Below are 11,149 nucleotides of genomic sequence, written 5' to 3'. Positions count from 1 at the left end.
CCCCCGGGCCGGAGCCCGGCCCGGGGGCGGGTCCGGGACCGGCCGGCGCCCCGGGGGAGGGTGCGGGGCCCGGGACCGGCCCCGGCGCCGGACCGGGTGCCGCCTGCCGCCGGCCGTGGTCCTGCCCGTTCATGCCGCTACGACGGGGGAATCCAGGTTCACGTTGTTGCGCGCGATCACGGGCCTGCCGGCGCCGTCCGAGGCGACCTCGAGCAGCGTCGGGAACCCCATGATCTGGAAGGCGTCGGTCAGGACCGGCTCGCTGCCCTGCACCACGACGCGGGCGACCGGGCTCAGCTCGGCGACCTGCCCCTTGGCCCGCTCGGGCGTGCCGACCACCACCGCCAGCACCTGCTTGCGGCCGCCGGGCACCGTCCGCGCGTACGCCGCGAACTTCGGCAGCATCTCGTGGCACGGGCCACAGCTGGGGGAGAAGAACGCCACCAGGGTGTCGCCCGTGAGCGACTCGCGGGTCAGCACCTCGCCGTCGACGGCGACGGCCCGGAACTCGCCCACCTCTTCGCCGACCTTGATGACGGGCGGTCTGCCGGGCGCGTTGCCGTCGGCCATCTTGGTCATCATCGCGGTGTGCTCCCGCAGCCGCTTGATCACCCCCAGGGTGAGGATCAGGTCGAGCGTACAGAGCAGTCCCACCAGGACCACTGCCGCGATCAGGACGGGCATGGAAGTCTTCTCCCTCGGAATCGGAATCGGAGTCGGTGGAGCCGGTTCACCGGCCGCGGGCGAGGCCCGGGGCCGCGTCGACCGGCCGGAACAGATCGAGGATGTCGTCGAGCGCGGCGACCAGCCCGCCCACGAGCAGGCCGCCGAGCACGGCCACCGCGGCGCCGCCGGGGGTGGTGGCCCCGGGCGCGGCGACGGCCGCCGCGCCGGTGACCGCGGCGGCCGCGAGGGCGACGTTGCGCACGATGTGCCTCGGCCCCAGCGGGCCGGCCGAGGCGCCGAAACACCGGCACGGCGTGCGCACGCCCCGTCGCACGGAGACCGCGATGGCGGTCGTGAAGACCGCCAGCAGTCCTGTTGCGACGACCAGTCCCGCCACCGTGGCGGCCACCACCGGCACGGCGAGGCACACGCACACCGCGCACTCGGCGACCACCACGGCACGGGCCACCGACCGGGCCCGGCGTGAGGGCACGATCCGCATGTCCTCCACCGAGATCACGAACCGGTCGAACGCTCTTCGCCCCGCTGACTTGCCGAGGGACGAGACGAGGAAGACCACGCCGATCAGACAGTGGATCGCGATGCCCAGATAGCCCACCTGGTTCTCCTCCTCCAGCTGTCGTCGTGACGTTCCCGGTCGGGGCGGTCGGTCATCGCCGGCCGTGTCCTTCAACCGGTCGGCGCGGAAGGGCCGTTCTCGGTGCCGTACTCAGCACCGTTCTCAGCATCGTTCTCAGTGCCGTTCTCCGTGCGGTGCTCGCGATCGTCAGCACTGACAGACGATCGTCGGGCAGCCGTTGGAGTTGCAGCAGGCCCAGCAGGGGGCGTTGTAGCCGCACTTGCCGCTGCACTGCCAGCAGGCGGGGTAGTTGCCGCAGGCCAGGAGCTCGGCCGCCGCGGCATCGATCTCGGGCACGAACTTCCCGAGCAGGCGACTGCCCAGCTCGGTGAGTTTTGCGTACATCAACACACTCCTCACGTGATCAGAATGCGATGGGATGTGATCGGATCGGGTGTGAACCGGGGTTGGGCCCGGTGCTTACGCCGGTCGAGTCTCATCGGGCCGCGGCAGGCCCGATAGTGCAGTTTCCGGCCGAGTGGGCGGGAGTGACGGGGCGAAGCGGCCGAGCTCCCGGTGGCGTGAAGCGGCCCTTGCGGGGCGCGGAAGTTGTGGTCCGGCTGCGCGGGCCCGCAGGGGGAGGAGCGTGCGCGGCCCGCTGCGCCCTTGCCCGGACCGGCCCATTCCTCTGCCCGGGCTGAATCCGTGCCTCCGTACGGGCGCGGAGTGCGCGCACTGGCCAGTGTCGGTGCGCGCCGTGCTTCTGCGCCACGGGCGGGCGGCGGCCGGGGGAGTAGGAGGGGTGCATTCCGGCCGACGGTCGCACGCCCGCGCACAAGGGACCGAGGAGGTGGTTCCGTTTCCTTGCGGGGCGTGGTAGGTCCGACGCCCAGGCTGTGTTCAGGCCTTCGTCGTGGCCTCCGCGCCGCGTACGGGGCGGCAGCCGCGGACGGCATGTCGACGTCCGGCCCCTGTTCCTCGTAGTCCGTGCGGACGCACGTGCCGTTGTCATGTCCCGGTGCGGCGGTGTTCGTACCGGGAATCGGGTCTCCGCCGGTGGTGTGCGGTCAGGGGCGCGGCGCGCGGGAGGGCGCCGGTCGAGGCGGCCGTAGCGGTGCTGACATCGCGTTCTGCCCCGCGTGCGGGGGCATGCCGGCGTCCGGTCGGCCAAGGCCGGTTCTGTCCGGCCCGCCGCCCCGGCCGGGCCGGCGGTACGTCAGGGGCGTGGTGCTCCCGTGCCGGGTGGGTGGAACGCGAACGCGTGTGTGAAGTGGCCTACGTGGGGTAGGAATTCGCCCATGGGGAGAGCCTTCCGGAGTGTCACTCGTGCTGCCGTCGCGCTCGCCGTCGCCTGTGCCGGGGCTCTGGTCGCCGCGCCCGCGGCTCCCGCGGCGTCCGCCGCGCCCGGGCAGCAGGCCGCCGCGGTCTCGGGCGGCTGCAGCACGGACCCCGGCGCGCAGGGCATCGCCACCAGTACGGCCACCGGTCCGCTCTCCGTTCCCCGTGCGGACGGCCGCACCGATCAATTCCAGGTGTTCTACGACTCCAGTGCCACGCAAGGCCTGCCGTTCGTGTGGCACCGCGCGCAGTCGGCGCCGGGTGGCCCCTACGGGCCCTGGGAGCGGGTCAGTGCCGGCACGGTCGGCCCCAAGGCGAGCTTCGTGACCGCCGTCGAGAACGCGGCGGGCGGGCTGGAGGCGTTCTGGCTCGACCACGGGGGCTTCTGCCACTCCGTGCAGGGGCCGGCGGGCGGGGCGTGGTCCGCCCCGGAGGGCTTCGGCCTCCAGCCGTACCCGTACCACGGCTTCCTCGTGCTCTTCAAACGGTCGAACGGCACGCTCATAGCCATGGCGTCCTCCGGCAAGCCGGACCGCTCCATGGAGTCGCGCACCCAGCTGAGCTCCGACGGCATCTGGCGCCCGGCGGACGCCATGGGCAAGGTGCCCGAGACGGGCATCGGCCTGAGCCAACCCGAAACGGTCACCGAACTGCCGGACGGACGGCTGAAGGTGACGGCCCGTGAGTGGAACCGCGACCGCTACTGGCAGATCACCGAGGTGGCTCCGGACAACGGGATACCCGGTGGGTGGTGGCCCGCGCAGTGGCAGCTGTGCACCACGCCCCGGTGTGACTGAACATGCCGTTCCGTCACCGTGCGGCTTCCCCGGTGTGAGCTTTCCGGCGAACGAAGTCGATCACTTGCCCGATGCGGGTTAGGTTAGCCTAAGCTAAGTCCCGCTTCGGGTGCCGCCCTGCACTCCTCGCGACCGCCTCGCCCTGCGGCGCGGTCGCAGTGCTGCACGGAATCCGATGCCGGCTCGGCCTTTCTTCGGTAGGCGGATGTGTGCGCATCCGTGCGGCTCCGTCCTGCCCTGGCAATGAACGACGCAAGGACGGAACATGGTGCGCACAGCTGTGGCGGGCGCGAGTGGTTACGCGGGCGGTGAGTTGCTGCGGCTGCTGCTGGGGCATCCCGACGCCGAGATCGGCGCGGTGACGGCCGCCTCCAACGCCGGCCGCCCCCTGGGAGAGGTCCAGCCCCACCTCACCCCGCTGGCCGGAAGGGTCCTCGAGGAAACCTCCCCGCAGGTTCTCGCCGGGCACGACGTCGTCTTCCTCGCCCTGCCGCACGGCCAGTCCGCCGAAATCGCCCGCGCGTTGGACCCGGACGTCCTCGTCGTCGACTGCGGTGCGGACTTCCGGTTGAAGGACGCGGGGGAGTGGGAGCGGTTCTACGGCTCCGCGCATGCGGGGACGTGGCCGTACGGGTTGCCGGAGCTGCCGGGCGGGCGGGAGGCGCTGCAGGGTGCGCGGCGTATTGCCGTTCCCGGCTGCTATCCGACGGCGGTGTCGCTGGCGCTGTTCCCGGCGTACGCGGCGGGGCTGGCGGGTCCGGAGGCCGTGGTCGTGGCCGCGTCGGGGACGTCGGGTGCGGGGAAGGCGGCCAAGCCGCACCTGCTGGGCTCCGAGGTCATGGGGTCCATGAGCCCCTACGGCGTGGGCGGCTCACACCGGCACACCCCGGAGATCGTGCAGAACCTCTCCGCGGCCGCCGGACGGCCCGTCAGCGTCTCGTTCACCCCCGTCCTCGTGCCGATGCCCCGTGGCATCCTCGCCACTTGCTCGGCCCCGGCACGGCCCGGAGTGACCGCCGACGCGCTCCGGTCTGCCTATGCACAGGCGTACGCGCACGAGCCGTTCGTTCACCTGCTGCCCGAAGGGCAGCAACCTTCTACCGGAGCCGTTGTCGGCTCCAACACCGCGCTGGTGCAGGTGGCGCTCGACGAGGCGGCGGGGCGGATCGTCGTGGTGAGCGCGATCGACAACCTGACCAAGGGCACTGCGGGTGGCGCGGTGCAGAGCATGAACGTCGCCCTCGGCCTCCCTGAGGAACTGGGCCTGCCGGACACGGGGGTGGCGCCGTGAGCGTCCGCCGGCTGATCGCGACCGTACTGGCGCGGCTGGTGCCGTGCGACCCCGTCGACGTCCGGGCCATGGGCGAGAACGAGGAGATGCAGTGAGCGTCACGGCAGCGAAGGGATTCACGGCGGCGGGTATCGCGGCCGGGATCAAGGAGAGCGGCAGCCCTGACCTGGCCCTCGTAGTCAACCAAGGCCCCCGTGTGGCCGCCGCGGGCGTCTTCACCTCGAACCGGGTGAAGGCTGCGCCGGTGGTGTGGTCCCAGCAGGTCCTCAAGGGCGGCCGCGTCTCGGCCGTGATTCTCAACTCCGGCGGGGCCAATGCCTGCACGGGGCCGGGCGGTTTCCGGGACACGCACGCCACTGCCGAGAAGGCGGCAGAGGTGCTGGGGCACAGTGCGGGTGAGATCGCGGTGGCTTCCACCGGTCTCATCGGTGTCCGGCTGCCGATGGACAAGCTCCTGCCGGGTATCGAGAAGGCCGCCGCGGGGCTCTCCGACCATGGTGGTGAGAAGGCTGCCATCGCGATCAAGACGACGGACACCGTGCACAAGACGGCCGTGGTGCAGGGGGAGGGCTGGACGGTGGGCGGCATGGCCAAGGGCGCGGGCATGCTCGCGCCGGGCCTGGCCACCATGCTCGTCGTCCTGACCACCGACGCCGACGTCGACGCGTCCGGTCTCGACGCCGCCCTGCGCGCCGCGACCCGCACGACCTTCGACCGGGTGGACTCCGACGGCTGCATGTCCACCAACGACACCGTGCTGCTGCTCGCCTCGGGTGCCGCCGGAGTCACTCCCACCCAGGGCGAGTTCGCCGCGGCGGTCCGTGCGGTGTGTGACGATCTGGCCGGTCAGCTGATCGGTGACGCCGAGGGTGCGAGCAAGGACATCCGTATCGAGGTCATCAACGCGGCCACCGAGGACGACGCGGTCGAGGTCGGGCGGTCCATCGCCCGGAACAACCTCCTCAAGTGCGCGCTCCACGGCGAGGACCCCAACTGGGGCCGGGTGCTCTCCGCGATGGGTACCACCTCCGCGGCCTTCGACCCCGACCGGCTCAACGTCGCCATCAACGACGTCTGGGTCTGCCGCAACGGCTCCGTCGGCGACGACCGCGGCCTCGTCGACATGACCCCTCGCGAAGTGCGCATCACCGCCGACCTGGCCGAGGGCGGCGAGTCCGCCGTCATCCGGTCCAACGACCTCACCGCCGACTACGTCCACGAGAACAGCGCGTACTCCTCATGAGCAGCAAGACGAGCAACACCATGAGCAGCAAAGCCCGTACCGTCATCGAAGCCCTGCCCTGGCTCCGGCGCTTCCACGGCAAGACCGTCGTCATCAAGTTCGGCGGCAACGCCATGGTCGACGAGGAGCTGAAGGCAGCCTTCGCCCAGGACGTCGTCTCACTGCGCTACGCGGGGCTGTGCCCGGTCGTCGTGCACGGCGGCGGCCCGCAGATCAGCGCCCAGCTCGACCGGCTGGGCCTGGAGTCGGAGTTCAAGGCCGGCCTGCGGGTGACCACGCCGGAGGCCATGGACGTCGTCCGCATGGTGCTCGCGGGCCAGGTGCAGCGCGAGCTCGTCGGCCTGATCAACCGTCACGGGCCCTTCGCCGTGGGCCTGACGGGCGAGGACGCCCACACCATGACCGCCACCAAGCGCTACGCCGACGTCGACGGCGAGCGCGTCGACATCGGACTCGTCGGCGACATCGTGGCGGTGGAGCCGGACACCCTGGAGGCGCTCCTCGCCTGCGGCCGGATCCCCGTCGTCTCGCCCGTCGCCCGCGGTGTGGACGGCGAGGTCTACAACATCAACGCCGATCTGGCCGCGGCCGCCCTCGCCGAGGCCCTGGGCGCCGAGAAGCTGATCGTCCTCACCGACGTCGAGGGGCTGTATGCGGACTGGCCCCGCAGTACGGACGTCATTCGCCGCCTGACAGCCGGTGAGTTGGAGGCCCTGCTGCCCGGCCTGGCCAGCGGGATGGTGCCGAAGATGGAGGGGTGCCTGCGGGCGGTGCGCGCCGGGGTGCGTACGGCGCACGTCCTGGACGGCAGGGTTCCGCACTCGCTGCTGCTGGAGGTCTTCACCGGGGAGGGCGTCGGGACGGCCGTCGTCCCCGACCCACCACCCACGGCGTCCGCCGTCACCGCGGCTGCCGCTGCCGGGTCCGCCGGCGCTGCCGCCCGGGAGAGGGTTCCCGCATGAGCCGGGGTGCTTCCCGCGCGAGCGAGAGGCTCGGCACCGGCGCCGCTCTGGCGGACCGCTGGAAGGGCGCGCTGATGGACACGTACGGCACGCCTCCGCTGGCGCTGGTGCGCGGCCGGGGCGTGACCGTCGAGGACGCGGACGGCCGCTCGTACCTCGACTTCATCGGCGGCATCGCCGTCAACGCGCTGGGCCACGGGCATCCGGCGGTGGTGGAGGCGGTCGGCCGGCAGATCGCCCTCCTGGGCCACGTGTCCAACCTGTACGTGGCGGAGCCGCCCGTGCGCCTCGCCGAGCGGCTGCTGGACCTGGCGGGCCGCGAGGGGCGGGTGTTCTTCTCCAACTCGGGCGCGGAGGCCGTCGAGGCCGCGTTCAAGATCGCACGGCGGACGGGGCGCACCCACATGGTCACCGCCGTCGGCGGCTTCCACGGCCGCACGATGGGAGCCCTCGCGCTCACGGGCCAACCGGCCAAGCAGGACCCCTTCCTGCCGCTGCCCGGCGACGTGAGCCACGTGCCGTACGGGGACGTGGCGGCGCTGCGGGCCGCGGTGAGCGAGCGGACGGCGGCGGTGGTCCTGGAGCCCGTGCAAGGGGAGAACGGCGTCGTGCCGGCGCCGCCCGGCTATCTGCGGGCCGCCCGGGAGATCACCGAGGCCGCCGGGGCGCTGCTGGTGCTGGACGAGATCCAGACGGGCATGGGGCGCACCGGGCACTGGTTCGCCCACCGGGCCGCGGGGGCGGAGGTGGAACCCGACGTCGTGACCCTCGCGAAGGGGCTGGGCGGCGGGTTGCCGATCGGCGCCACCCTCGCCTTCGGGCGCGCCGCCGAGCTGCTGACGCCCGGTCAGCACGGTTCCACGTTCGGCGGGAACCCGGTGACGTGTGCGGCCGCGCTCGCCGTCCTCGCCACCATCGAGGCCGACGGCCTGCTGGGGCACGTGCGGCGCGTGGGTGAGCGGCTGCGGGCCGGCATCGAGGCGACGGGCCATCCGCTGCTGCGCGAGGTGCGCGGAGCGGGGCTGCTGCTGGGCGTGGTCCTCACCGAGCCGGTGGCCGCCCGCGCCCAACGAGCTGCCCAGGAAGCGGGGTTCCTGGTGAACGCGCCGCTCCCGGACATCCTGCGGCTCGCCCCTCCGCTGATCCTCAGCGAGGAGCAAGCCGACGCCTTCGTGCGGGCGTTGCCGGGGATCCTGGCCTCCGACGCCCCGGCTTGACACTCCACCTGACCGGAAAGTTAGGTTAGGCTATCCTAAGCATCGATCTTGGGTTGCCCCCACCACTGCCCCTGACCTGCGCAGCAGGCAGGCGACGGCCTTGTGGGCGGGAACGAGCAACACAACGAAAGGATGAGCATGTCGGTACGGCGCGGGGACACCGCACACACGGGGTGCGGCCCCATCGAGGACCTGGTCGGCATAGGCTTCGGCCCCGCCAACCTCGCCCTCGCCATCGCGATCGACGCGCACAACCGCCGTGACCCCGGCAGCGCGATCCACGCGGGCTTCCTCGAGCGCCAGCAGCGCTTCGGCTGGCACCAGGGCATGCTCATCGAGGGCGCCACCATGCAGGTGTCCTTCCTCAAGGACCTCGTCACCATGCGGGACCCCGGCAGCCGCTTCTCCTTCCTGCACTACCTGCAGGAGCGCGGCCGGCTCGCCGACTTCATCAACCAGAAGACGTTCTTCCCCACCCGCGTCGAGTTCCACGACTACTTCGAGTGGTGCGCGGGCGAGTTCGCCTCCGCCGTCGACTACGGCCGGGCCGCGGTCGCCCTGCGGCCCGTACGGAACGACGACGGCGTCACCGAGTACGTGGACGTCGTCTCCCGCAGCGTGCAGGACCCGGCCGACGAGAGCGTCCGCCGCACCCGCAACGTCGTCCTCGGCACCGGCCTCACCCCGCGCCTCCCCGAAGGCGTCACGCTCGGCCCGCACGTGTGGCACAACCGCGACCTGCTCTTCCGCGCCGCGGAGCTCACCGGCCGGCCGCACCGCCGCTTCGTCGTCGTCGGCGCCGGCCAGTCCGCCGCCGAGAGCGCCGAATACCTCCACCGCACCTTCCCCGACGCCGAGGTCTGCGCCGTCTTCTCCCGCTACGGCTACAGCCCTGCCGACGACAGCCCCTTCGCCAACCGCATCTTCGACCCCGCCGCCGTCGACCACTTCTTCGACGCCCCCCAGGACGTCAAGCAGGCGCTGCTGGACTACCACGGCAACACCAACTACTCCGTCGTCGACGGCGAGCTGATCGAACAGCTCTACCGCACCGCGTACCAGGAGAAGGTCCAGGGGCGCGAGCGGCTGCGCATCCTCAACACCAGCCGGCTCACCGCCGTCGAGGAGCTCCCCGGCGGAGCGCGCGCCGTGATCCGCTCCCTCGGCTCCGGCGAGGACTTCACCCTCGACTGCGACGCCGTCGTCCTCGCCACCGGCTACCGGCCCGCCGACCCGCGCGAACTCCTCGGCGAACTGTCCGCCGAGTGCCTCACCGACGAGCAGGGCCGGCTGCGCATCGACCGCGACCACCGCGTGGTGACCACCGGCCGGATCCGCGCCGGCATCTACCTCCAGGGCGGCAGCACCGAGCACACCCACGGCATCACGTCGACCCTCCTGTCCACGCTCGCCGTCCGCTCCGGGGAGATCTGCGACTCGCTCCTGCGCGGTGTCCTGGCGGACGGCGGTGCGGGGGCCCTCGCGGGAGGCGGTACGAGCGTCCTGGAGGACGGCGGTACGGAGACCGTCGCCGGCGAGGGGGCGCGCACCGCGGTGGCGGTCCGGGCCGGCTGAACGGCCGGCCGGGCCGGCACCGGCTGGACCGGCGCGGCGTACGGCGTACGGCGTGCGGCGGTTCGGCTCGGTGAGAGCCGGCGGACCGGCGCGTCGGGGCCGTCCCCCATCCGGCCCCGGCGATGCGCCCGCACGGCGCGTACCGGTGGTGCAAGCCGGCCGGCGTCGGTGGGCACCGCCGGGATCCACCGTCCACCGTCGTGGGCGCTCGCCGTTGCGGCGGAGGGAACTCCTGCTCGCTCTGCCGCTCTCTCCCCCCTCTTCCCCCCTCTTCCCCTCTCTCTTCTCCTCACCTCTCATCCCCGTCCCCCGAAGGGATCGCCATGCCCTCCCCGTCGTCCTCCCTCTCCCTCGACTCCGTCCGTCTCGACGTCGCCGCCGTGCTCGGCGAGGAGCCCGCCGACGTTCCCGTGGACGAGAACCTGCAGGACCTCGGCCTCGACTCCATCCGCGTCATGACCCTCGTCGAGCGGTGGCGCGCCCGCGGCAACGCCGTCGAGTTCGCCGAGCTCATCGAGGCCACCCCCACCGTCCGCGGCTGGTACGAGCACCTGTCCGGCCACTCCGCCTCCTCCGCCTCGTCCGCCTCCTGACCTTCGCCCGCCCCCTCGCCCACGCACCGCCAAGGAGAACCATGAACCCCCGTGCCGTCCGCGGCCGTACCGTCGCCGCACTCGCCGGAGGCGTCGCCGCCCTGCTGACCCTGACCGCGTGCGGCGGCAGCAGTTCGAGCGCCTCCGAGGCCGGGGGCGCCGGCAAGGACGGCAAGGGCCGGGTGATCGAGGCGAGCAACGGCAAGGTCACCGTGCCCGCCGCGCCCCGGCGCGTCGTCAGCATCTCCTACGCCACCGGCGCCCTGCTGGACCTCGGCGTCGAGCCCGTCGGCACCAGTGCCATCGACGAGAACAACCCCGTGGAGCTGCTGCCTTCGCAGGTGGAGCGGGCCAAGAAGATCACGTCGATCGGCTCGGGCATCGAGACCAACATCGAGAAGGTCGCCTCGCTCAAGCCCGACCTGATCGTCGTCGAGGGCGCCACCGCCTTCGACTGGAACGTCAAGAAGCTCGAAGGCATCGCGCCCACCCTCTACTTCGGCATCAAGACGCCCGTCGACCTGCTCAACGCGCAGGAGAAGATCGCGCAGGCCGTCGGCAAGGAGGACGCGTTCACCAAGCTGAAGACGGACTACCGGCAGAAGGCCGACAAGATCAAGAACACGTACGGGGACAAGCTCAAGTCCGTGCGCTGGGCCGTGGCCTCCTCCTACGGCAACGGTGAGTTCATCGTCGACACCCGTACGTCGTGGGTGGGACGCATCCTCGCCGACGTGGGCGCCGGGTTCGTCAAGGCGGCCGACGACGGCAAGGAGCACGAGGTCACCTACTCCCAGGAGAAGATCGAGGTCCTGTCGGACGCCGACGTGATCCTCGTACCGCGCGCGGCCGCCACCGGCGAGGTGTCCAAGGAGGTCAAGGAGCTC

General features: G+C 72.2%; 11 protein-coding genes. 8 read left to right on the top strand and 3 right to left on the bottom strand.

What is annotated here, in order from left to right:
* Positions 1 to 129 precede the first annotated feature (129 nt).
* From ACSNOG_RS29215 to ACSNOG_RS29205, 3 genes are all read right to left on the bottom strand, one after another.
* The gene (locus ACSNOG_RS29215) at positions 130 to 684 is read right to left on the bottom strand and encodes a TlpA family protein disulfide reductase (protein WP_436755713.1); all 555 of its coding nucleotides are present in this window, start codon (positions 682 to 684) and stop codon (positions 130 to 132) included.
* A gap of 46 nt (positions 685 to 730) precedes the next feature.
* A complete protein-coding gene (locus ACSNOG_RS29210) occupies positions 731 to 1,285 on the bottom strand; it encodes a MauE/DoxX family redox-associated membrane protein (protein WP_436755712.1) in 555 nt (184 codons plus the stop codon).
* Between the two features lie 168 nt (positions 1,286 to 1,453).
* The gene (locus tag ACSNOG_RS29205) at positions 1,454 to 1,651 is read right to left on the bottom strand and encodes a hypothetical protein (protein ID WP_179083825.1); all 198 of its coding nucleotides are present in this window, start codon (positions 1,649 to 1,651) and stop codon (positions 1,454 to 1,456) included.
* Between the two features lie 893 nt (positions 1,652 to 2,544).
* Here ACSNOG_RS29205 and ACSNOG_RS29200 point away from each other — a divergent pair.
* The 8 genes from ACSNOG_RS29200 to ACSNOG_RS29165 form a co-directional block, all read left to right on the top strand.
* Entirely contained in the window at positions 2,545 to 3,381 is an 837-nt protein-coding gene (locus ACSNOG_RS29200; RefSeq protein ID WP_436755711.1) for a hypothetical protein, read from the top strand.
* Between the two features lie 265 nt (positions 3,382 to 3,646).
* On the top strand, positions 3,647 to 4,672 hold the full coding sequence (gene argC, locus ACSNOG_RS29195) for an N-acetyl-gamma-glutamyl-phosphate reductase (RefSeq protein ID WP_436755710.1): 1,026 nt from the start codon (positions 3,647 to 3,649) through the stop codon (positions 4,670 to 4,672).
* A gap of 91 nt (positions 4,673 to 4,763) precedes the next feature.
* Positions 4,764 to 5,915, top strand: coding sequence for a bifunctional glutamate N-acetyltransferase/amino-acid acetyltransferase ArgJ (gene argJ / locus ACSNOG_RS29190; protein ID WP_436755709.1), 1,152 nt, complete (start codon positions 4,764 to 4,766; stop codon positions 5,913 to 5,915).
* Positions 5,912 to 6,877, top strand: a complete 966-nt coding sequence (argB, locus tag ACSNOG_RS29185) for an acetylglutamate kinase (protein ID WP_436755708.1) — start codon at positions 5,912 to 5,914, stop codon at positions 6,875 to 6,877. Before argJ ends, argB begins: the two co-directional genes overlap by 4 nt.
* On the top strand, positions 6,874 to 8,094 hold the full coding sequence (locus ACSNOG_RS29180; RefSeq protein WP_436755707.1) for an acetylornithine transaminase: 1,221 nt from the start codon (positions 6,874 to 6,876) through the stop codon (positions 8,092 to 8,094). The genes argB and ACSNOG_RS29180 overlap by 4 nt, the downstream gene beginning before the upstream one ends.
* 138 nt (positions 8,095 to 8,232) lie before the next feature.
* Positions 8,233 to 9,669, top strand: coding sequence for a lysine N(6)-hydroxylase/L-ornithine N(5)-oxygenase family protein (locus tag ACSNOG_RS29175; RefSeq protein WP_436755706.1), 1,437 nt, complete (start codon positions 8,233 to 8,235; stop codon positions 9,667 to 9,669).
* A gap of 323 nt (positions 9,670 to 9,992) precedes the next feature.
* Positions 9,993 to 10,262 (top strand): phosphopantetheine-binding protein, encoded by a 270-nt coding sequence (locus ACSNOG_RS29170; RefSeq protein ID WP_436755705.1) that lies wholly within the window; start codon positions 9,993 to 9,995, stop codon positions 10,260 to 10,262.
* A gap of 41 nt (positions 10,263 to 10,303) precedes the next feature.
* A partial coding sequence (locus ACSNOG_RS29165) for an ABC transporter substrate-binding protein (RefSeq protein WP_436755704.1) occupies positions 10,304 to 11,149 on the top strand: 846 nt, incomplete at its 3' end.

Origin of the sequence: Streptomyces sp. URMC 124 (genome assembly GCF_051386455.1) — a bacterium.
Taxonomy (GTDB): Bacteria; Actinomycetota; Actinomycetes; order Streptomycetales; family Streptomycetaceae; genus Streptomyces.
The sequence above is the reverse complement of the archived record's forward strand: the minus strand, read 5'-3'. Positions and strand labels throughout refer to the sequence as shown.

Coding starts and splice junctions, on each gene's coding strand:
- ACSNOG_RS29215 (WP_436755713.1), bottom strand. CDS start 684: ATGCCCGTCCTGATCGCGGCAGTGGTCCTGGTGGGACTGCTCTGTACG.
- ACSNOG_RS29205 (WP_179083825.1), bottom strand. CDS start 1,651: ATGTACGCAAAACTCACCGAGCTGGGCAGTCGCCTGCTCGGGAAGTTC.
- ACSNOG_RS29200 (WP_436755711.1), top strand. CDS start 2,545: ATGGGGAGAGCCTTCCGGAGTGTCACTCGTGCTGCCGTCGCGCTCGCC.
- argC (WP_436755710.1), top strand. CDS start 3,647: ATGGTGCGCACAGCTGTGGCGGGCGCGAGTGGTTACGCGGGCGGTGAG.
- argB (WP_436755708.1), top strand. CDS start 5,912: ATGAGCAGCAAGACGAGCAACACCATGAGCAGCAAAGCCCGTACCGTC.
- ACSNOG_RS29180 (WP_436755707.1), top strand. CDS start 6,874: ATGAGCCGGGGTGCTTCCCGCGCGAGCGAGAGGCTCGGCACCGGCGCC.
- ACSNOG_RS29175 (WP_436755706.1), top strand. CDS start 8,233: ATGTCGGTACGGCGCGGGGACACCGCACACACGGGGTGCGGCCCCATC.
- ACSNOG_RS29170 (WP_436755705.1), top strand. CDS start 9,993: ATGCCCTCCCCGTCGTCCTCCCTCTCCCTCGACTCCGTCCGTCTCGAC.